At 72.0% G+C, this 19,308-nt stretch carries 20 protein-coding genes and 2 tRNA genes; 9 read left to right on the top strand and 13 right to left on the bottom strand.

Annotation, left to right across the window (positions count from 1 at the left end):
• Positions 1-39: 39 nt before the first annotated feature.
• The gene (locus AB0N76_RS01245) at positions 40-783 is read right to left on the bottom strand and encodes a CoA pyrophosphatase (RefSeq protein WP_363552185.1); all 744 of its coding nucleotides are present in this window, start codon (positions 781-783) and stop codon (positions 40-42) included.
• Positions 780-1,709: an endonuclease III gene (nth, locus tag AB0N76_RS01240; RefSeq protein ID WP_363552187.1), complete on the bottom strand. Its 930-nt coding sequence runs from the start codon at positions 1,707-1,709 to the stop codon at positions 780-782. Before nth ends, AB0N76_RS01245 begins: the two co-directional genes overlap by 4 nt.
• Positions 1,710-1,946: 237 nt before the next feature.
• Here nth and AB0N76_RS01235 point away from each other — a divergent pair, with 237 nt between their 5' ends.
• The gene (locus AB0N76_RS01235; RefSeq protein ID WP_030288117.1) at positions 1,947-2,621 is read left to right on the top strand and encodes a Crp/Fnr family transcriptional regulator; all 675 of its coding nucleotides are present in this window, start codon (positions 1,947-1,949) and stop codon (positions 2,619-2,621) included.
• Positions 2,622-2,697: 76 nt separating this feature from the next.
• On the opposite strand, the gene AB0N76_RS01230 is transcribed toward AB0N76_RS01235, so the two are convergent.
• The 5 genes from AB0N76_RS01230 to AB0N76_RS01210 all read right to left on the bottom strand — a co-directional run bounded on the left by AB0N76_RS01230 (position 2,698) and on the right by AB0N76_RS01210 (position 5,454).
• On the bottom strand, positions 2,698-3,525 hold the full coding sequence (locus AB0N76_RS01230; RefSeq protein ID WP_363552189.1) for an MBL fold metallo-hydrolase: 828 nt from the start codon (positions 3,523-3,525) through the stop codon (positions 2,698-2,700).
• A complete protein-coding gene (locus AB0N76_RS01225) occupies positions 3,522-3,698 on the bottom strand; it encodes a hypothetical protein (protein ID WP_363552191.1) in 177 nt (58 codons plus the stop codon). Before AB0N76_RS01225 ends, AB0N76_RS01230 begins: the two co-directional genes overlap by 4 nt.
• A 121-nt stretch (positions 3,699-3,819) precedes the next feature.
• Positions 3,820-4,710 carry an NUDIX hydrolase gene (locus AB0N76_RS01220; protein WP_363552193.1) on the bottom strand — a complete coding sequence of 297 codons (891 nt, stop codon included), beginning with the start codon at positions 4,708-4,710 and terminating at the stop codon, positions 3,820-3,822.
• Between the two features lie 115 nt (positions 4,711-4,825).
• Positions 4,826-5,296: a RidA family protein gene (locus AB0N76_RS01215; RefSeq protein WP_363552195.1), complete on the bottom strand. Its 471-nt coding sequence runs from the start codon at positions 5,294-5,296 to the stop codon at positions 4,826-4,828.
• Positions 5,293-5,454, bottom strand: coding sequence for a DUF4177 domain-containing protein (locus tag AB0N76_RS01210; protein WP_363552197.1), 162 nt, complete (start codon positions 5,452-5,454; stop codon positions 5,293-5,295). The genes AB0N76_RS01215 and AB0N76_RS01210 overlap by 4 nt, the downstream gene beginning before the upstream one ends.
• 190 nt (positions 5,455-5,644) lie before the next feature.
• Between AB0N76_RS01210 and AB0N76_RS01205 the strand changes: the two genes are divergently transcribed.
• On the top strand, positions 5,645-6,748 hold the full coding sequence (locus tag AB0N76_RS01205) for an ArsA-related P-loop ATPase (RefSeq protein WP_363552199.1): 1,104 nt from the start codon (positions 5,645-5,647) through the stop codon (positions 6,746-6,748).
• A complete protein-coding gene (locus AB0N76_RS01200; RefSeq protein WP_363552201.1) occupies positions 6,745-7,932 on the top strand; it encodes an ArsA family ATPase in 1,188 nt (395 codons plus the stop codon). Before AB0N76_RS01205 ends, AB0N76_RS01200 begins: the two co-directional genes overlap by 4 nt.
• Positions 7,933-8,022: 90 nt before the next feature.
• Here AB0N76_RS01200 and AB0N76_RS01195 read toward each other — a convergent pair whose 3' ends face one another.
• Positions 8,023-8,346: a WhiB family transcriptional regulator gene (locus AB0N76_RS01195; RefSeq protein WP_037779213.1), complete on the bottom strand. Its 324-nt coding sequence runs from the start codon at positions 8,344-8,346 to the stop codon at positions 8,023-8,025.
• 522 nt (positions 8,347-8,868) lie between these two features.
• On the opposite strand from AB0N76_RS01195, the gene AB0N76_RS01190 reads away from it, so the two are divergent.
• Positions 8,869-11,118 carry a transglycosylase domain-containing protein gene (locus AB0N76_RS01190; protein WP_363552204.1) on the top strand — a complete coding sequence of 750 codons (2,250 nt, stop codon included), beginning with the start codon at positions 8,869-8,871 and terminating at the stop codon, positions 11,116-11,118.
• A gap of 86 nt (positions 11,119-11,204) precedes the next feature.
• On the opposite strand, the gene AB0N76_RS01185 is transcribed toward AB0N76_RS01190, so the two are convergent.
• Complete coding sequence (locus tag AB0N76_RS01185; RefSeq protein WP_363552206.1) at positions 11,205-11,660, bottom strand: GatB/YqeY domain-containing protein; 456 nt, start codon at positions 11,658-11,660, stop codon at positions 11,205-11,207.
• A 110-nt stretch (positions 11,661-11,770) separates the two neighbouring features.
• Between AB0N76_RS01185 and AB0N76_RS01180 the strand changes: the two genes are divergently transcribed.
• The 3 genes from AB0N76_RS01180 (at position 11,771) to AB0N76_RS01170 (ending at position 13,627) form a co-directional block, all read left to right on the top strand.
• On the top strand, positions 11,771-12,379 hold the full coding sequence (locus tag AB0N76_RS01180; protein WP_363552208.1) for an ABATE domain-containing protein: 609 nt from the start codon (positions 11,771-11,773) through the stop codon (positions 12,377-12,379).
• Positions 12,380-12,508: 129 nt separating this feature from the next.
• Positions 12,509-13,453 (top strand): metallophosphoesterase, encoded by a 945-nt coding sequence (locus tag AB0N76_RS01175; protein ID WP_363552210.1) that lies wholly within the window; start codon positions 12,509-12,511, stop codon positions 13,451-13,453.
• A gap of 100 nt (positions 13,454-13,553) precedes the next feature.
• Positions 13,554-13,627, top strand: a tRNA-Pro gene (locus tag AB0N76_RS01170).
• Positions 13,628-13,747: 120 nt separating this feature from the next.
• Here AB0N76_RS01170 and AB0N76_RS01165 read toward each other — a convergent pair.
• Together AB0N76_RS01165 and AB0N76_RS01160 are read right to left on the bottom strand one after the other, a co-directional pair.
• Positions 13,748-15,268 (bottom strand): LacI family DNA-binding transcriptional regulator, encoded by a 1,521-nt coding sequence (locus tag AB0N76_RS01165; protein ID WP_363552212.1) that lies wholly within the window; start codon positions 15,266-15,268, stop codon positions 13,748-13,750.
• Between the two features lie 64 nt (positions 15,269-15,332).
• Positions 15,333-15,671, bottom strand: a complete 339-nt coding sequence (locus AB0N76_RS01160; RefSeq protein ID WP_363552216.1) for a DNA-binding protein — start codon at positions 15,669-15,671, stop codon at positions 15,333-15,335.
• 345 nt (positions 15,672-16,016) lie between these two features.
• Between AB0N76_RS01160 and AB0N76_RS01155 the strand changes: the two genes are divergently transcribed.
• Entirely contained in the window at positions 16,017-16,355 is a 339-nt protein-coding gene (locus AB0N76_RS01155; RefSeq protein ID WP_363552214.1) for a DNA-binding protein, read from the top strand.
• A 64-nt stretch (positions 16,356-16,419) separates the two neighbouring features.
• Positions 16,420-17,940, top strand: coding sequence for a LacI family DNA-binding transcriptional regulator (locus AB0N76_RS01150; protein WP_363552212.1), 1,521 nt, complete (start codon positions 16,420-16,422; stop codon positions 17,938-17,940).
• 120 nt (positions 17,941-18,060) lie between these two features.
• Here AB0N76_RS01150 and AB0N76_RS01145 read toward each other — a convergent pair.
• Positions 18,061-18,134: transfer RNA gene (locus AB0N76_RS01145), tRNA-Pro, on the bottom strand.
• Between the two features lie 100 nt (positions 18,135-18,234).
• Positions 18,235-19,179 carry a metallophosphoesterase gene (locus AB0N76_RS01140; RefSeq protein ID WP_363552210.1) on the bottom strand — a complete coding sequence of 315 codons (945 nt, stop codon included), beginning with the start codon at positions 19,177-19,179 and terminating at the stop codon, positions 18,235-18,237.
• Positions 19,180-19,308: the final 129 nt, after the last annotated feature.

Here is a 19,308-nt window from a genome sequence, read left to right as displayed (position 1 = left end):
AAGCCCGCCCAACCGCCGCCCAGCAGGCAGCGACCGGGCTCACGAAGCCCCGGCGTCGCGGCCGAGCAGCGCGCGGGAGCGCTCGCGGTCGCCCTGCACCAGCTCCAGCGCCTCGTCCGAGAGGTCGACGATCCGGGTCGGGTCCCACGGCCGCTCCAGGCCGCTGTGGTGCAGCACCCGGTCGATCACCCCTGCCGTGAAGCCCCACACCAACCGGCCGCCGACCGCGAAGGCCGGGCCCAGGTGGCCGGACGGGTGCCGGAGCCGGGCCCGGTTCGCCGGGTCGGTCAGCTCGGCGATCGGCACCCGGAACACCGCGCCGGTCTCCCCCAAGTCCACCGGCCGGACTGGCGACTCCTCGCGCCACCAGCCGAGCACCGGGGTCACCACGAACCGGCTGACCGGGATGTACAGGGCCGGCAGGGTCGCGAACACCTGCACCCCGTCCGGGTCCAGGCCGGTCTCCTCCCAGGCCTCGCGCAGCGCCGCCGCCACCGGCCCGTCGCCCGCCGGGTCGCCGTCCTCCGGGTCCAGCGCGCCGCCCGGGAACGACGGCTGGCCGGCGTGCGAGCGCAGCGAACGGGCCCGTTCGATGAGCAGCAGGTCCGGCCCGGCGACGCCCTCGCCGAAGAGCATCAGCACCGCGGCGGTCCGGCCGCCCTCGTCCGGCGGCAGGAAGCGGCTCAGCTGCTCGGGCAGCACCCGCTCGGCGGCGTCCCGGACCGGCTCCAGCCAGGACGGCAGCCCGTTCCGCTCGACCCGGGTGGACCCCCGGCCGCTCACTCGGACCCCGCCAGGTCGGCGCCGGACGCGACGGCCCCGGCGGCGCCGGGCCCCGCCACAGCGGACCCCGCCAGGTCGGCCACCTTGCCGTGGTGCGCGGCGGCGTCCGCCCGGGCGGCGGCCTCCCCCGGGAAGTCGCCGGGCGGCCGCAGCCGCTGGCCCGGCTGACCGCCCAGCTCGTACTTGAGCAGCTTCCGCGCCTTCTCCGGGTCGGTCTCGCCCTCCCCGTACGAGGGGCAGAGCGGCGCGATCGGGCAGGCTCCGCAGGCCGGCTTCTGGGAGTGGCAGATCCGGCGGCCGTGGAAGACCACCCGGTGCGAGAGCATCGTCCACTCGGACTTCGGGAAGATCTCCGCGACGGCCGTCTCGACCTTCACCGGGTCGTCCTCGGCGGTCCACCCGAACCGCCGGGCCAGCCGCCCGAAGTGCGTGTCCACGGTGATCCCGGGGACCCCGAAGGCGTTGCCGAGGACGACGTTCGCGGTCTTGCGGCCCACTCCGGGGAGGGTGACGAGGTCCTCCAGCCGGCCGGGCACCTCGCCGCCGAACTCGTCCCGCAGCGCGATGGAGAGGCCGATCAGCGACTTCGCCTTGTTCCGGAAGAAACCGGTCGGGCGGATGATCTCCTCCAGCTCCGCCGGGTTCGCCGCCGCCATGTCCTCCGGCGCCGGGTACCTGGCGAACAGCGCCGGCGTCGTCTGGTTCACCCGCAGGTCCGTCGTCTGCGCGGACAGCACGGTGGCCACCAGCAGTTGGAAGGGGTTCTCGAAGTCCAGCTCCGGGTGCGCGTACGGGTACAGCTCGGCCAGCTCCCGGTTGATCCGCCGGGCCCGCCGTACCATCGCCAGCCGCGACTCGGGCTTACGTGGCTTCACCGCCGCGTTCTTCACGGCCGGCTTCGCCTTCCCGACCTTGCTCTCTGCCATGCCCGAAGGCTACGCCGTGCGCTCCGCCCCGCGTCGGTATACGGCGGACTCTCCTCCACCTCTCCGCCCGCCTCTCCGGCACCGACCTGAGCGGTACGAATGGCCCCGCGCAGCACCCCCCGGCGGACCCCCTCCTCATATGATCGGAGCGACATGCGCCATGCTTGGTGATGCAGAGCACTGTACGAACTTGTGCCGGAGGGCTTGACGGCCGACCGGACGAGAAGGAGGAAGCACGTGGACGACGTTCTGCGGCGCGCCGCACTCTTCGCGGCACTCGACGACGAACAGGCCGGCGAGCTGCGCGCTTCCATGACCGAGGTGACGCTCGCCCGCGGCGAGTCGCTGTTCCACGAGGGCGACCCGGGCGACCGGCTGTACGTCGTCGCCGAGGGCAAGGTCAAGCTGCACCGCGCCTCGCCGGACGGCCGCGAGAACATGCTCGCCGTCCTCGGCCCCAGCGAGATGATCGGCGAGCTGTCGCTGTTCGACCCGGGCCCGCGCACCGCCACCGCCAGCGCGCTGACCGAGGTCAAGCTGCTCGGCCTCGGCCACGGCGACCTGCAGCCCTGGCTGCACGCCCGCCCCGAGGTGTCGATCGCGCTGCTGCGCGCCATCGCCCGCCGCCTGCGCCGGACCAACGACGTGATGTCCGACCTGGTCTTCTCCGACGTGCCCGGGCGCGTCGCGAAGGCCCTGCTGGACCTCTCCCGCCGGTTCGGCGTGCAGTCCGAGGAGGGCATCCACGTCGCCCACGACCTCACCCAGGAGGAGCTGGCCCAGCTGGTCGGCGCCTCCCGCGAGACGGTCAACAAGGCGCTCGCCGACTTCGCCGGCCGCGGCTGGCTGAAGCTGGAGGCCCGCGCGGTGGTCCTGCTGGACGTCGAGCGACTGTCCCGCCGCTCGCGGTAGCAGCCCCCGCACATCGACGTGAAGGGCCCGCACGCTCCGGCGTGCGGGCCCTCGCGCGTGTCCGGAGGGGGCGCGCTCAGTCCGGGATGAGCCCGTGCTCCCGCAGGTACTGGAGCTGGGCGCGGACCGACAGCTCGGCGGCCGGCCAGAGCGCGCGGTCCACGTCGGCGTAGACCCGGGCCACCACCTCGGCCGAGGTCCGGCAGCCCGCCTCCACCGCGGTCTCCACCTGCGCCAGCCGGGCGGCCCGGTGCGCCAGGTAGTAGTCGACGGCGCCGAGCGCGTCCGCGAGCACCGGGCCGTGGCCGGGCAGCACCGTCCGCACGCCGTGCTCGGCGGCCATGGTGTGCAGGTGCCGCAGCGAGTCCAGGTAGTCGCCGAGCCGGCCGTCCGGGTGGGCGACCATCGTGGTGCCGCGGCCGAGCACGGTGTCGCCGGTGAGGATCGCGCCGTCGTCGGGCAGGTGGAAGGTCAGCGAGTCCGAGGTGTGCCCGGGCGTGGCGACCACCCGCAGGTCGAGGCCGCCGACGTCCAGCCGCTGGCCGTGGGTCAGGCCCTCGGCGCCGAGCCGGTGCGCCGGGTCCAGCGCGCGGACCTCGGTCCGGGTCAGCTCGGCGAACCGGGCGGCGCCCTCGGAGTGGTCCGCGTGCCCGTGCGTGAGCAGGGTGAGCGCGACGCGCTTGCCCAGCGCCTCGGCGGCGTCGATCACCCGGCGCAGGTGGCCCTCGTGCAGCGGGCCCGGGTCGATCACCACCGCGAGGTCCGAACCGGGCTCGGAGAGCAGCCAGGTGTTGGTGCCGTCCAGCGTCATCGGGGACGGGTTCGGCGCGAGCACGCAGAGCGCCCGGGCGGTGGCCTCGCCGCCGATCGCGGCGGCGGGGTCACCCGGCAGGAGTCCGCTCACCGGCCGCTCTCTCCGTCCCGATGCAGCAGGCGCAGCGGCAGGGCCCGGACGAGGGCGCGCTGGGCCACCTCGGTGAAGCGGACGGAGACGCCGTCACAGGCCGGGGTGCGCGGGTTCAGGCTGCGGGCAGGCATCTCGGGTGCCGTCCGGCGAGCCACGTCGTTGTGGGTCATCGGGCGTCGGTCCTTTCCTCTTGGGGGATCTCAGGGCATCTCGGACGATTATCGGATCGGTGGTCACGGGAGTCACGGGGGTACCCGGGGATATGAGGGGATATCCAGGGTGCCGGGCCGGTCAGCCGACCGCGCTCCGCGGGGAGGGCGCCGGGAAGGAGCCGTCGATGGTCAGCTCGTCGTACCCGCGCCAGCGGACCGTCAGCCGGTCCCCGCGCACCTCGGCCCGGCCGAGCACCGGCTCCAGCGAGCGTCCGGCCGCCGCCGTCAGCGCCTCGGCGGCGCTGCGCACCGGCTGCAGCTCGCGCAGCACGGTGACGGTCGGCGGCAGCATCCCGAACCGGCCCTCCTCGTAGCCCCGGACGGCCTCGTCCGGGGTGAGCCAGGCGACCCGGTCGGCCTCGCCGACCTCCAGGGCGGCGCGCTGGCCGGGCGGCAGGGCGGCGACGAAGAACCAGGTGTCGTACCGGCGCTCCTCGAAGGCCGGGGTGATCCACCGCGCCCAGCCGGCCAGCAGGTCGCTGCGGAGCAGCAGCCCGTGGTCGCGCAGGAAGTCGGCGAAGGAGAGCTCGTGGGCCTCCAGGGCGGCGCGTTCGGCGCTCCAGTCCCGGGGCTCGGCGACGCTGTCCGCGTCCGGACCGGCCAGCAGGACGCCGGCCTCCTCGAAGGTCTCGCGGACGGCGGCGCAGACCACCGCCTGGGCGGTCCGGGCGTCCACCCCGAGCCGCTCGGCCCACTCCTGCGGGCCGGGGCCGGCCCAGCCGAGTTCGGCCTCGGCGTCCCGCCGGTCGACCCCGCCGCCCGGGTAGGCGTACATGCCGGCGGCGAACGCCATCGAGGTGCGGCGGCGCAGCAGGTACGCCTCGGGCCCGTCGGCCGGACCGCCGTCCCGGAGCAGCACCACGGTGGCGGAGGGCTTGGGCACGGGCGGGGTCAGCTCGCCGGCCTCGACCGCCCGGATCCGGGCGGGCCAGCCTGGCGGCATCGGGAGCGTCGTTGCTCGCTGGTCCATGCCCGGATGCTAAGCGGACGAGGGCGGGGTTGGACAGGGGGTGATCCCGCTGTCCGACCCCGCCCTCGGCAGGTCATCCGGCCCGGGCCGGGTCGGCCGGGCCGGTCCGTCCGGCTCAGGCCCCGGCGCGGACCCGGACCTGGAGCTCGACCTCGACGGGGGCGTCCAGCGGCAGCACGGTCACGCCGACCGCGCTGCGGGCGTGCACGCCGGCCTCGCCGAGGACCTTGCCGAGCAGCTCGCTCGTGCCGTTGATCACCGCGGGCTGGCCGGTGAAGTCGGGGGCGGAGGCGACGAAGCCGACCACCTTGACGACCTGCTCGACCAGGTCCAGGTCACCGATCACCGACTTGACGGCGGCCAGGGCGTTCAGCGCGCAGACCTGCGCGAGCTCCTTGGCCTCCTCCGGGGTGATCTCGGCGCCGACCTTGCCGGTGTTCAGCAGCTTGCCGCCCACCATCGGCAGCTGGCCGGAGGTGAAGACGAACTCGCCGGTGCGCACGGCCGGCACGTAGGCGGCGACCGGGGCGGCCACCGGCGGCAGGGTCAGACCCAGCTCGGCCAGCTTCTCCTCGACCTTGCTCATGCCTGCTTCTCCCGCTTGAAGTAGGCCACCAGCTGCTCCTGGTTCGCGCCGCCCTGGACGATCTGGACGAGCTCCCAGCCCTCCGAGCCGAAGTTGTCCAGGATCTGCTTGGTGGCGTGCACCAGCACGGGTGCCGTCAGGTATTCCCACTTGGTCATGGCCAGACTCTAGACGCTCCGCCTCCGGCGACCGGCACGGCCCGCGCCCGGGTGTGTGAGGTGGCCCACAAAGCGGGCATGATTCGGGCCCGGCCCCCCGGGTAGTCCCGGCATCCGGCGCGGTCCCTGGTTACTCTCGCGGGAGGGCACCCGCGTGGTGCCGGCCTTCGAAGACGGACGGAGACGGAGCGTGGCACGCACCCCCGGCCAGGCGGCCCGGCGCGATCCCGACTGGGAGGGCGTGCGGCTGCACGTGGTCAGCGGCAAGGGCGGCACCGGGAAGACCACCGTGGCGGCGGCGCTGGCGCTGGCGCTCGCCGCGGAGGGCCGCCGGACCCTGCTGATCGAGGTGGAGGGGCGGCAGGGCATCGCCGAGCTGTTCGGCATAGCGGCGCTGCCGTACGAGGAGCGCCGGATCGCCTCGGTCACCCCCGCGCAGCTGGGCCTGCCCGCAGTGCCCGCCGGTTCCGCCGGTTCCGCCGGAAGCGCGACGGGCGGCGGGGAGGTGCACGCGCTCGCCATCGACACCGAGCAGGCGCTCCTTGAGTACCTCGACATGTTCTACAAGCTCGGCCGGGCCGGGAAGGCCCTGCAGAAGGTCGGCTTCGTCGACTTCGCCACCACCATCGCCCCCGGCGTCCGGGACGTCCTGCTGACCGGCAAGGCCTGCGAGGCCGCCCGGCGCAAGGGCCCGGACGGCCGCCGCCGCTACGACGCGGTGGTCATGGACGCCCCGCCGACCGGGCGGATCACCCGGTTCCTGAACGTCAACTCCGAGGTCGCCGGGCTGGCCCGGTTCGGTCCGATCCACACCCAGGCGCAGGCCGTGATGCGGGTGCTGAAGTCGCCGGAGACCGCCGTGCACCTGGTCACCCTGCTGGAGGAGATGCCGGTCCAGGAGACCGTCGACGGCTTCGCCGAGCTGCGCGAGGCCGGTCTCCCGACGGGCGGGGTGCTGGTCAACATGGTCCGGCCGCCGGTGCTGGACGCGGCGGCGGTGGCCGCGGTGGACGGCGACCACCGCGAGGAGGTCGCGCTGGCCCTCGGCGAGGCGGGTCTCGGCGGGCGCTCGCGCAAACCGGAGACCGTCCGGGCGGCGGTCGAGCCGCTGCTCGACCCGCTGCTGGAACAGGCCCGGGAGCACGCCGAGCGGGTCGAGCTGGAGCGCGAGCAGCGCGCCGACCTGCAGCGGCTGAAGCTCCCGACGTACGAGCTTCCGCTGCTGGGCGAGGGTGTCGACCTCGGCGGGCTCTACCGGCTGGCAGGCGAACTGAAGCGGCAGGGGGCAGCGTGAGCGCGCACGACGGCGGCAACAGCGGAAGCAGCGGCAACGGCAGCCGGCTCGGTGTGGACGAGCTGATCGACAACCCGAAGACCCGGATCGTCGTCTGCTGCGGCTCGGGCGGCGTCGGCAAGACCACCACCGCCGCGGCGATCGGCCTGCGGGCCGCCGAGCGCGGCCGCAAGGTCGTCGTGCTGACCATCGACCCGGCCCGGCGGCTGGCGCAGTCGATGGGCCTGACCGAGCTCGACAACACCCCCCGGGTCGTCAAGGGCGTCACCGGCGACGGCGAGCTCCAGGCCATGATGCTCGACATGAAGCGGACCTTCGACGAGGTCGTGCTGGCCCACGCCGAGCCCGAACGGGCCCGGGCGATCATGGAGAACCCCTTCTACCAGTCCCTGTCGGCCGGCTTCGCGGGCACCCAGGAGTACATGGCGATGGAGAAGCTCGGCCAGCTGCGGGCGGCCGAGGAGTGGGACCTGATCGTCGTCGACACCCCGCCGTCCCGCTCCGCGCTGGACTTCCTGGACGCGCCGAACCGGCTCGGCTCCTTCCTGGACGGCAAGGTCATCCGGATCCTGACCGCGCCGGCCAAGGTCGGCGGCCGGTCCGCGATGAAGTTCCTGAACGTCGGGATGGGCCTGCTCACCGGCACCCTCGGCAAGATCTTCGGCGCCCAGCTGCTGACCGACGTACAGACCTTCGTCAGCGCGATGGACTCGATGTTCGGCGGCTTCCGCGAGCGCGCGGACCGGACGTACCAGCTGCTCCAGGCCCCGGGCACGGCGTTCCTGGTGGTGGCGGCACCGGAGCGGGACGCGCTGCGCGAGGCGGCGTACTTCGTGGACCGGCTGGCCGCCGACCGGATGCCGCTGGCCGGACTGGTGCTCAACCGGGTGCACGGGACGGGCGCCCCGCAGCTCACCGCCGAGCGGGCGCTGGCGGCGGCCGAGGCGCTGGAGGAGAACGGGTCGGAGCACACCTCACCGGAGGCGGAACTGCTCGCGGCCGGACTGCTGCGGCTGCACGCCGAACGGATGCAGGTGGTGGCACGTGAACGCCGCACCCGCGACCGCTTCGTCTCGGTCTACCCGGACGTGCCGATCGTCGAGGTCGCGGCGCTGCCCGGGGACGTCCACGACCTGGACGGCCTGCGGACGATCGGCGAGCGGCTCAGCGGGGTCACCGGCTGAGCGCGCCGGTTCCGGAAACTCCATGCCTCGGACGGGCCGGGCCTCGGTTGTACTGGCCTCGGTCCTACCGGCCCTCGGACGTGCCGGGCCTCAGCCCGCCTGGGCGTAGTCCGTCAGTATCACGCCGGTGGCCAGCGAGGTCTCGTACTCTGTGCGGGCCGTTTCCAGCAGCCGCCGCCACGAGATCACGGTCGGCCGGCGGCGCAGCAGCGCCCGCCGCTCGCGTTCGGTCATCCCACCCCAGACCCCGAACTCCACCCTGTTGTCCAGCGCGTCCGCCAGGCACTCCGTGCGCACCGGGCACCCGCTGCACACCGCCTTGGCGCGGTTCTGCGCCGCCCCCTGGACGAACAATTCGTCCGGATCACTCGTGCGGCAGGCGGCCTGCGCACTCCAGTCGTCTACCCAGCCCATGCCGGCGCCGTCCTCTCCCGAATCGAGGCTCCCCCACGGCGGCAACGGCATATTCACCGTTGCCAGTTGAGGACGTTACGGAAGAACGACAGCTTGCAACAGCCCCTTCGGGCTCAATCTCGAATGACCCGATCGGACTATGGGTATCGATCAGCTCACTCGTTGGAGTGATCGCAGGTCGCAAGCCTTGCCAAGACCCCGGGCGCCACTCTCGCCACGCGAGTCGTCACACAGTGCTACCAGACACAGGTGCACAGCCGCCGACAGCTGCCTCAAAATCACCCCTAAAATGGGCAATTCGGGCAATCCTCATCACTCACAAGAGTGATCGATGCTGACAGAGCGAAGCTGTCGCAAGCTTGTGACAAGCCTAGGCGAACACCTGCCCCGGTGTGCGGCATTCGGCAACGTAGGGTTCTCCCCATGGCACCGAAGCGCCCTCAGGCACCCCAGCCCCCCGGCAACCCCGGAGCTCCGCGCGGCAAGCGCCGCGGTTCACCGTTGGACTACGCGGGACACGGAGTGAAGTTCCTGGGGGTCAGCGTGCTCTCCGGCGTCCTGCTCGCCGGCATGGCCCTGCCCGCCGTGGGCGCGCTCGGACTGACCGCCAAGAACACGGCCGAGGGCTTCTCGAACATCCCGGACGACTTCAAGACGCCGCCGCTCACCCAGGCCACCCAGATCTTCGACGCCAAGGGCGGGCTGATCGCCAAGGTCTACGAGCGCGACCGCACCGTCCTCACCGCCGACCAGATGTCGCCGTTCATGCGGCAGGCCCAGGTCGACATCGAGGACGCCCGGTTCTACGAGCACGGCGCCGTCGACCTCAAGGGCGTGCTCCGCGCCATCAGCAAGAACGCGGAGAGCGGCACCGCCTCCCAGGGCGCGTCGACGCTGACCCAGCAGTACGTGAAGAACGTCAACGTCGAGAAGGCCGGCGACGACCAGGCCGCCGTCCTGGAGGCGCAGCGCAAGACCCTGGGCCGCAAGATCCAGGAGCTGAAGGTCGCGATCAAGCTGGAGGAGGACCTGACCAAGGACCAGATCCTCACCAACTACCTCAACATCACCTTCTACGGCCACCAGGCCTACGGGGTCGAGGCCGCCGCCCAGCGCTACTTCAGCAAGAACAACAAGGACCTCACCGTCGCCGAGGCCGCCACCCTGGCCGGCCTGGTGCAGAACCCCTCGCAGTACGACCCGGTGCGCTTCCCCGACAACACGGTCAAGCGGCGCAACGTCGTGATCGACAAGATGGTCGAGAACAAGCACATCACCGCGGACCAGGCCAAGGAGGCCAAGGCCGCCCCGCTGGGCCTGAAGTACAAGGACCCGCAGAACGGCTGCATCACCGCCCAGGCGGGCATGGGCTTCTTCTGCGACTACGTCCGGCACGTGGTCAAGCAGGACCCGTCCTTCGGCAAGAACGCCGCCGAGCGGAAGAAGTTCTGGGACCAGGGCGGTCTGAACATCTACACCACCCTCGACCCGGACAAGCAGGCCGCCGCCCAGAACGCGGTCACCTCCAGGGTCAAGGTCACCGACCCGGTGTCGGCCGCCGCGACCATGATGGAGCCGGGCACCGGCAAGATCCTCGCGATGGCGCAGACCCGCCCGTACGGCCTGGAGCCGTCCAAGAACCAGACCGTCGTCAACCTCAACGTCGACGCGGCGATGGGCGGCGGCAATGGCTTCCAGCCCGGCTCCACCTTCAAGCCGATCATCGCCGCGGCCGCGCTCGAGAACGGCATGTCGCCGACCAAGCCGTACCCGTCGGAGAACCGCATCGAGTGGCCGACGATGAAGACCTGCGAAGGCACCTGGAAGAACACCGAGAAGGGCGACAAGCGCTTCGTCCCGAACGAGAGCAAGAGCGAGGTCGGCCCCTACGAGCTGAAGCAGGCGATGGCCCTCTCGGTCAACACCTACTTCGTCCAGATGGAGCAGGAGATGGGGCTCTGCCCCGTCAAGCAGATGCTCGACAAGCTCGGCATCACCACCACGGCCGCCGGCGCCAAGATCGAGGTCGTCCCCTCCATCACCCTGGGCACCAAGGAGATGTCGCCGCTGACCATGGCGAACGTCTACGCGACCTTCGCCGCCCGCGGCAAGCACTGCACCCCGATCGCGATCAACAAGATCAGCACGGTCGACGGCAAGGACGTCAAGGTCCCGCAGACCACCTGCACCCAGGCGTTCTCCGAGTCCACCGCCGACGCGCTGAACACCGTCCTGCTCAACGTGACCGAGAAGGGCACCGGCGCCACCCTCGGCCTGGAGGACGGCCGCCAGATCGCCGGCAAGACCGGTACCACGGACAAGAAGAAGGCCGCCTGGTTCAGCGGCTACACCCCGCAGCTCGCCACCGCGGTCTGGATCGGCGGTCCGACCGGCGGCGTCGAGATGAAGAACATGAAGATCGGCGACACCTACTACGGCAACGACGGCGTCTTCGGCGCCACCGGCCCCGGCCCGATCTGGAAGCTGGCCATGGACCAGGCACTGAAGGGCGCCCCCAAGGAGACCTTCCAGACCATCGACATCCCGGACCCGGCCCCCAAGGTCGACCCGAACGCCACCCCGGCCGCCACCGCCCCCGCCGCGCCCAACCCGGGCGACCCGAACGCGGGCAACCCGCCGCCGCCGGCCGTCCCCGGCGGCCCCGGCACCAACGCGGGCGGCCTGATCGGCGGCGGGATCACCCTCCCGCCGGGCGTCATCGGCGGCCCCGGCAATGGGAACGGGAACGGCAACGGGAACGGCCACCGCTGACCCGGTCCGGAAGAAGGGGAGCCCCCCGAGCCATCGGCTCGGGGGGCTCCCCTTTGTTCCGCTCGTCCTTCCGCCCGATCAGCCGATCAGCCGACCAGCGCGGACTTCACCGCGGCCGCCACCCGGCCGCCCTCGGCCAGGCCCTCGACCTGCGGCCGCACCAGCTTCATCACGGCGCCCATGCCCTGCGGCCCGGTCGCCCCGCTCTCGGCCACGGCGGCGGCCACGATCGCGGTCAGCTCCTCGTCCGACAGCTGCTTGGGCAGGTAGCCGTCCAGCAGCTCGCCCTCGGCCCGCTCACGGGCGGCCTGCTCGGTCCGCCCGGCGTTGTCGAACGCCTCGGCGGCCTCCCGGCGCTTCTTCGCCTCCCGGCCGATCACCTTCAGGACCTCGGCGTCCGAGAGCTCGCGCTTCTCCTTGCCCGCCACCTCCTGGCTGGTCACGGCGGAGAGCGTGAGCCGGATGGTGGACGAGCGCAGCTCGTCCCGGTCCCTGATGGCAGCCGTGAGGTCCTGGTGCAGCTGCTCCTTGAGCGTCGTCATGGCCCCGAGTCTCCCACCTGCGGCGTTCCGTCGCCCGCCATTAACTCCGAACCGCCCTTAACTCCGGCCCGGCCTTCCCGCAAGGCGAGGTAACTCCTTACGGTGGTTACATGAGCGACGAGCGAGCCCCCGGACTGGTCCTGCGCTCCCCCGGCGGGAGCAGCTTCCACTTCGACCCCGGCACGCTCTGCCTGGAGCTGCTGCCCACCGGCGGCCCCGGCCCGTACACCCGCTACGAGGTGCTGCACCGGCCCGCCGACCTGGCCCGCTGGCTCGACGAGTCCCGGCTGGGCCTGCCGCCCGGCACCGTCCGGATCAGCGACGACCAGCTCACCGCCGTCCGCACCCTGCGCGACGCCCTCTGGCGGCTCACCGCGGCCCGCGCCCACGGCTCCGCCGGCGACCCCGCCGACTACGCCGAACTCAACCGGGCCGCCGCACGCCCGCCGCTCGCCCCGCAGATCGCCCCGGACGGCGCCGCGGCGCCGCCCCTGCCCGGCGACGGCGACCAGCTGGCCTCCACCCTCGCGCGCGACGCCATCGCCCTGCTCACCGGCCCGCACGCGGACCGGATCCGGGAGTGCGGCGCCGACAACTGCCGGCTGCTCTTCGTCGACACCTCGCGACCCGGACGGCGGCGCTGGTGCTCGATGGAACGGTGCGGCAACCGGCACAAGGTCCGGGCACTGCGGGCCCGGCGCGAGCAGGCCGAGGACTGACCCCCGCCTTCCCCCGCCTTCCCCCGCCTTTCCCCGTCTTCCCCCTCCTTCCGTCTCCCGCCCCTCCGCCCTTCACCGCCCGGCCACCGGCGGTGCACCGGCTGATCCACCGTCTGAGAGCATGGAACGATGCGACCGCTGTACTCCGTCCCCCTCGGAATCGCCGCCACCGGCGCCGCCTGCCTCGCCTACTCCGTTGGGTACGAGGTCCGTTCCTTCCGCCTCCGCCGGGTCGAGGTGCCGGTCCTCCCCCGAGGCGCCCGACCCATCCGGGTACTGCAGGTCTCCGACATCCACATGGTGAGCGGCCAGGCCAAGAAGCAGCGCTGGCTGCAGAGCCTCGCCGGGCTCCGCCCCGACCTGGTGGTCAACACCGGCGACAACCTCTCCGACCCGCTCGGCGTCCCCGCCACCCTGGACGCCCTCGGGCCGCTGATGGACTTCCCCGGCGTCTACGTCTTCGGGTCCAACGACTACTACGGCCCCGCCCGCAAGAACCCCGCCCGCTACCTCCAGGCGATGCGCAGCGGCGTCCACGGCATGAACAACCCCGACGGCAGCGCGGCCCGCGGCATCAGCGGCGCCGTCCACAACCCCTGGGAGAAGCTCCGGGACGGCTTCGACGCGGCCGGCTGGCTGGACCTCACCAACACCCGGGGCCGCCTCACCGTCGCCGGCCTCGACCTCGAGTTCACCGGCCTGGACGACCCGCACATCCGGCGCGACCGCTACAGCGAGGTCGCCGGCGGCCCCTCCCCCGACGCCGACCTCTCCGTCGCCGTCGTGCACGCCCCCTACCTCCGCGTCCTCGACGCCTTCGCCGCCGACCGCTACCCGCTGATCCTGGCCGGCCACACCCACGGCGGCCAGCTCTGCGTCCCCTTCTACGGCGCCCTGGTCACCAACTGCGACCTCGACGCCAAGCGGGTCAAGGGCCTCTCCACCCACCTGGCCGGCGGCAGCCGCTCCTACCTCCACGTCTCGGCCGGCTGCGGCACCAACCGCTACACCCCCATCCGCTTCGCCTGCCCGCCCGAAGCCACCCTCCTCACCCTCACCCCCACCCCCCGCTGACCCCCTCCAGACGCCGGCCGAGAACCGGATTTCGTCTCTCGGCCAGCGTCCGGTAGAGTTCTACTCGTCGCGAAGGAGACGGAGCGACAAACAGAAAGACCGGGGTGTGGCGCAGCTTGGTAGCGCGCTTCGTTCGGGACGAAGAGGCCGTGGGTTCAAATCCCGCCACCCCGACCCAGTAAGACCAGCTCAGGGCCGGTCTCCCGTAAGGGAGACCGGCCCTGACTGGCTTTCCGGGACCTCTTGGGAGAATCCTGGGAGAAAACTTCTCCAGACGGCCTCCCGGCTGGCCTCCTACTGACCCGCCCTCAGCAGGGCGTCGAGCACCCTCACGGGCGACCCCGGCGACATCCGCTGGCGGGCTTCGAGTGACGCGCCCCACACTGCGGTGAGATCGTCCATGAGCCTGCTCCGCATCTCGGGCGTGATGTGCGAGTAGCGGGCCTGGACCGACCCGTCCTCGTGGCCCATTCGCTCGTCCTTGAGCTTCGGCGGCGTGCCGAACTCGTCCATCATCGTCTTGTGGGTGTGCCGCAGCCCGTGCGGCGTGAGACCGCGCTGGATCGGCAGCCAGCACGCCTCGGCCCGGCCGGCGGCGCCCCGGCCGCGTGCGGGGATGCCTGGCCACGGCTCGGCAAGCAGCGGCACCGGGCGGGCCTCCTCCGGCGCCTTCTTCGGGTACCAGCCGGTTGCCGCCGGATGGAACAGCCACGTGGCGAACCCGTTCCGCCGCCAGTGCGCGGCATTCTCCCCCGACGACCAGAACCGGACGTAGCCGAGATCTGCGATCGCCTTCTCGACCCGCGACCGGGTGTCGAGGGCCACCGCGAGCGGGCGGTTCAGGACGTTGGAGACGGTCCCGGTGGAGACGCCGGCGGCCCGGGCCACGTCCACCAGCTTCGCGCCGGGGCGGCGGGCCGCTCCGTTCGCGGCACCGTGCCCGCTGAAGAGGTACCGCAGGCCGTGGCACTCGCAGGGCTTCGTGCCGACGCGACCAACCTGTCCGGTGAGCAGGCCGGCGAGGAAAGGCGGGGCGTCGATCGTCCGGTAGGAGTCATCCTTGGGCGGGCAGCGGTGCAGTTCGCCGGAGTCCAGCTCGTACAGCTGCCACTCGACCCGTACGGCCGCCGGCCGGATGAACTCGGCTTCCAGCCCGACGATCTCTCCCCAGCGCATGCCGGTGTAGCCCTTGAGCACGACGCCGACGAACTCGTCGTCCCGGCCCGACAGCAGCGCGGTCCGCTCTGCGATCAGCAGGATGCCGAGCGCCGTGGTGATCACCTTCTCGCGGCTGCGGTTGCGCGAGCGCCCGGCGCGTTTCCCCCGGCCGCGCCGGCGGGTGGCCGGGTTGGAGTCGCACAGCCCTTCGTCGACGGCGTCGGCGAGGATGAGGTGCAGCGTGCCCCGCCACGTCTTGATGCTGCTCGGCGCGTAGTCGCGCTCGCGCTCCTTGCGCTCCCACCCGTCGACCGCACTCTTGGTGATCTCGTCGAGGTAGGCGTCCTCGAACTCCGGGAGCAGGTGCTCTTCGATGTGGCGGCGGTAGTTCTGCATAGTCGATGCGGCGAGGTCCTGGTCCTCGTACCAGGTGCTCGCGTACTCGCCGAACGTCATTCGCTCGGCCTCTCGTACCGCCGGCGGCTGGGCGGCTTCCTTGGCCGCCTCCTCCTCGGCAATCCCGGCGGCCTTCTCCGCCGCGCGCTTCGTCTTGTAGCGGACCGCCTTCCCATTGGTATCGAGGACGGTCCCGTACTTGCCGGGTGCGATCTTGTACCGGGCGCGCCAGTAGTCGCCCCGGTTCTCGCCGTATCCCAATGTGCGCTCTCTCTACGACAGGGCCCCGCCCGGTGGTGGCACCGGGCGGGGCATTTGGGTGTGATCAGGCAGCGTCCTGCTGATGGCGCGCCACCCTGCGCGGCGTCCGCGCCCGAAGCCGGGCGCCCGACCGGGTCGGTTGCTGAGCACGGACCGGTTTCGTCATGACAGCAACGGCGGCCACCAGGGTCTGCGGTGTGGCGGCAGTGGCCGGCCGCACCTCGTACATGCGGACGATCTCGGCGAACTGCTCGGCCGTGAAGCGGTAGGCGCGCCCGGGCTTGGTGAAGGGAATGCGCCCTCGACGGGCCTGCTCCTTCACCCACCACTCGGACATGCCGATCGCCTTGGCGATGTCGGCCGGGTAGTAGAGCGGCGGCAGTGCGCCCCGGTCCTTGGGCATGCTGAACCCTCCAGATCATCGGCGGCAGGGCTTTGCCTCTTCCCCCTGAGGAATCCGCTACTGCCGCTACTGCCGCTACCTCCCTGGTCAGGGGCATGTTTTTGGTAGCGGATACGGCAGAGGTAGCGGATACCGATCCGCTACCCGCCCCGCAGGCTGCCACCGCGCCGTAGGCCGTCCGCCGCTCCCGCCCGCCCCGGCGGGAGCGGCACCAATCCGCTACCGCTACCAAATCCGCTACCAAAAACATGCCCCTGACCAGGGAGGTAGCGGCAGTAGCGGCAGTAGCGGATTCCTCAGGGGGAAGAGGCAAAGCCCTGCCGCCGATGATCTGGAGGGTTCAGCATGCCCAAGGACCGGGGCGCACTGCCGCCGCTCTACTACCCGGCCGACATCGCCAAGGCGATCGGCATGTCCGAGTGGTGGGTGAAGGAGCAGGCCCGTCGAGGGCGCATTCCCTTCACCAAGCCCGGGCGCGCCTACCGCTTCACGGCCGAGCAGTTCGCCGAGATCGTCCGCATGTACGAGGTGCGGCCGGCCACTGCCGCCACACCGCAGACCCTGGTGGCCGCCGTTGCTGTCATGAAGAAACCGGTCCGTGATCAGCAACCGACCCGGTCGGGCGCCCGGCTTCGGGCGCGGACGCCGCGCAGGGTGGCGCGCCATCAGCAGGACGCTGCCTGATCACACCCAAATGCCCCGCCCGGTGCCACCACCGGGCGGGGCCCTGTCGTAGAGAGAGCGCACATTGGGATACGGCGAGAACCGGGGCGACTACTGGCGCGCCCGGTACAAGATCGCACCCGGCAAGTACGGGACCGTCCTCGATACCAATGGGAAGGCGGTCCGCTACAAGACGAAGCGCGCGGCGGAGAAGGCCGCCGGGATTGCCGAGGAGGAGGCGGCCAAGGAAGCCGCCCAGCCGCCGGCGGTACGAGAGGCCGAGCGAATGACGTTCGGCGAGTACGCGAGCACCTGGTACGAGGACCAGGACCTCGCCGCATCGACTATGCAGAACTACCGCCGCCACATCGAAGAGCACCTGCTCCCGGAGTTCGAGGACGCCTACCTCGACGAGATCACCAAGAGTGCGGTCGACGGGTGGGAGCGCAAGGAGCGCGAGCGCGACTACGCGCCGAGCAGCATCAAGACGTGGCGGGGCACGCTGCACCTCATCCTCGCCGACGCCGTCGACGAAGGGCTGTGCGACTCCAACCCGGCCACCCGCCGGCGCGGCCGGGGGAAACGCGCCGGGCGCTCGCGCAACCGCAGCCGCGAGAAGGTGATCACCACGGCGCTCGGCATCCTGCTGATCGCAGAGCGGACCGCGCTGCTGTCGGGCCGGGACGACGAGTTCGTCGGCGTCGTGCTCAAGGGCTACACCGGCATGCGCTGGGGAGAGATCGTCGGGCTGGAAGCCGAGTTCATCCGGCCGGCGGCCGTACGGGTCGAGTGGCAGCTGTACGAGCTGGACTCCGGCGAACTGCACCGCTGCCCGCCCAAGGATGACTCCTACCGGACGATCGACGCCCCGCCTTTCCTCGCCGGCCTGCTCACCGGACAGGTTGGTCGCGTCGGCACGAAGCCCTGCGAGTGCCACGGCCTGCGGTACCTCTTCAGCGGGCACGGTGCCGCGAACGGAGCGGCCCGCCGCCCCGGCGCGAAGCTGGTGGACGTGGCCCGGGCCGCCGGCGTCTCCACCGGGACCGTCTCCAACGTCCTGAACCGCCCGCTCGCGGTGGCCCTCGACACCCGGTCGCGGGTCGAGAAGGCGATCGCAGATCTCGGCTACGTCCGGTTCTGGTCGTCGGGGGAGAATGCCGCGCACTGGCGGCGGAACGGGTTCGCCACGTGGCTGTTCCATCCGGCGGCAACCGGCTGGTACCCGAAGAAGGCGCCGGAGGAGGCCCGCCCGGTGCCGCTGCTTGCCGAGCCGTGGCCAGGCATCCCCGCACGCGGCCGGGGCGCCGCCGGCCGGGCCGAGGCGTGCTGGCTGCCGATCCAGCGCGGTCTCACGCCGCACGGGCTGCGGCACACCCACAAGACGATGATGGACGAGTTCGGCACGCCGCCGAAGCTCAAGGACGAGCGAATGGGCCACGAGGACGGGTCGGTCCAGGCCCGCTACTCGCACATCACGCCCGAGATGCGGAGCAGGCTCATGGACGATCTCACCGCAGTGTGGGGCGCGTCACTCGAAGCCCGCCAGCGGATGTCGCCGGGGTCGCCCGTGAGGGTGCTCGACGCCCTGCTGAGGGCGGGTCAGTAGGAGGCCAGCCGGGAGGCCGTCTGGAGAAGTTTTCTCCCAGGATTCTCCCAAGAGGTCCCGGAAAGCCAGTCAGGGCCGGTCTCCCTTACGGGAGACCGGCCCTGAGCTGGTCTTACTGGGTCGGGGTGGCGGGATTTGAACCCACGGCCTCTTCGTCCCGAACGAAGCGCGCTACCAAGCTGCGCCACACCCCGGTCTTTCTGTTTGTCGCTCCGTCTCCTTCGCGACGAGTAGAACTCTACCGGACGCTGGCCGAGAGACGAAATCCGGTTCTCGGCCGGCGTCTGGAGGGGGTCAGCGGGGGGTGGGGGTGAGGGTGAGGAGGGTGGCTTCGGGCGGGCAGGCGAAGCGGATGGGGGTGTAGCGGTTGGTGCCGCAGCCGGCCGAGACGTGGAGGTAGGAGCGGCTGCCGCCGGCCAGGTGGGTGGAGAGGCCCTTGACCCGCTTGGCGTCGAGGTCGCAGTTGGTGACCAGGGCGCCGTAGAAGGGGACGCAGAGCTGGCCGCCGTGGGTGTGGCCGGCCAGGATCAGCGGGTAGCGGTCGGCGGCGAAGGCGTCGAGGACGCGGAGGTAGGGGGCGTGCACGACGGCGACGGAGAGGTCGGCGTCGGGGGAGGGGCCGCCGGCGACCTCGCTGTAGCGGTCGCGCCGGATGTGCGGGTCGTCCAGGCCGGTGAACTCGAGGTCGAGGCCGGCGACGGTGAGGCGGCCCCGGGTGTTGGTGAGGTCCAGCCAGCCGGCCGCGTCGAAGCCGTCCCGGAGCTTCTCCCAGGGGTTGTGGACGGCGCCGCTGATGCCGCGGGCCGCGCTGCCGTCGGGGTTGTTCATGCCGTGGACGCCGCTGCGCATCGCCTGGAGGTAGCGGGCGGGGTTCTTGCGGGCGGGGCCGTAGTAGTCGTTGGACCCGAAGACGTAGACGCCGGGGAAGTCCATCAGCGGCCCGAGGGCGTCCAGGGTGGCGGGGACGCCGAGCGGGTCGGAGAGGTTGTCGCCGGTGTTGACCACCAGGTCGGGGCGGAGCCCGGCGAGGCTCTGCAGCCAGCGCTGCTTCTTGGCCTGGCCGCTCACCATGTGGATGTCGGAGACCTGCAGTACCCGGATGGGTCGGGCGCCTCGGGGGAGGACCGGCACCTCGACCCGGCGGAGGCGGAAGGAACGGACCTCGTACCCAACGGAGTAGGCGAGGCAGGCGGCGCCGGTGGCGGCGATTCCGAGGGGGACGGAGTACAGCGGTCGCATCGTTCCATGCTCTCAGACGGTGGATCAGCCGGTGCACCGCCGGTGGCCGGGCGGTGAAGGGCGGAGGGGCGGGAGACGGAAGGAGGGGGAAGACGGGGAAAGGCGGGGGAAGGCGGGGGAAGGCGGGGG

The sequence above is a fragment of the Kitasatospora sp. NPDC093806 genome (assembly GCF_040683335.1).
Lineage (GTDB): Bacteria > Actinomycetota > Actinomycetes > Streptomycetales > Streptomycetaceae > Kitasatospora.
Note: the sequence above shows the minus strand (reverse complement) of the source record. Positions and strands in the feature narration are given on the sequence as shown.

Excerpts from the sequence above, each read along its gene's own strand:
- AB0N76_RS01185 (WP_363552206.1), bottom strand. The coding sequence starts at position 11,660 with ATGACGACGCTCAAGGAGCAGCTGCACCAGGACCTCACGGCTGCCATC.
- AB0N76_RS01210 (WP_363552197.1), bottom strand. The coding sequence starts at position 5,454 with ATGACCAAGTGGGAATACCTGACGGCACCCGTGCTGGTGCACGCCACC.
- AB0N76_RS01140 (WP_363552210.1), bottom strand. The coding sequence starts at position 19,179 with ATGCGACCGCTGTACTCCGTCCCCCTCGGAATCGCCGCCACCGGCGCC.
- AB0N76_RS01175 (WP_363552210.1), top strand. The coding sequence starts at position 12,509 with ATGCGACCGCTGTACTCCGTCCCCCTCGGAATCGCCGCCACCGGCGCC.
- AB0N76_RS01155 (WP_363552214.1), top strand. The coding sequence starts at position 16,017 with ATGCCCAAGGACCGGGGCGCACTGCCGCCGCTCTACTACCCGGCCGAC.
- AB0N76_RS01195 (WP_037779213.1), bottom strand. The coding sequence starts at position 8,346 with ATGGGCTGGGTAGACGACTGGAGTGCGCAGGCCGCCTGCCGCACGAGT.
- AB0N76_RS01220 (WP_363552193.1), bottom strand. The coding sequence starts at position 4,710 with ATGGACCAGCGAGCAACGACGCTCCCGATGCCGCCAGGCTGGCCCGCC.
- AB0N76_RS01215 (WP_363552195.1), bottom strand. The coding sequence starts at position 5,296 with ATGAGCAAGGTCGAGGAGAAGCTGGCCGAGCTGGGTCTGACCCTGCCG.
- AB0N76_RS01180 (WP_363552208.1), top strand. The coding sequence starts at position 11,771 with ATGAGCGACGAGCGAGCCCCCGGACTGGTCCTGCGCTCCCCCGGCGGG.
- AB0N76_RS01160 (WP_363552216.1), bottom strand. The coding sequence starts at position 15,671 with ATGCCCAAGGACCGGGGCGCACTGCCGCCGCTCTACTACCCGGCCGAC.
- AB0N76_RS01225 (WP_363552191.1), bottom strand. The coding sequence starts at position 3,698 with ATGACCCACAACGACGTGGCTCGCCGGACGGCACCCGAGATGCCTGCC.
- nth (WP_363552187.1), bottom strand. The coding sequence starts at position 1,709 with ATGGCAGAGAGCAAGGTCGGGAAGGCGAAGCCGGCCGTGAAGAACGCG.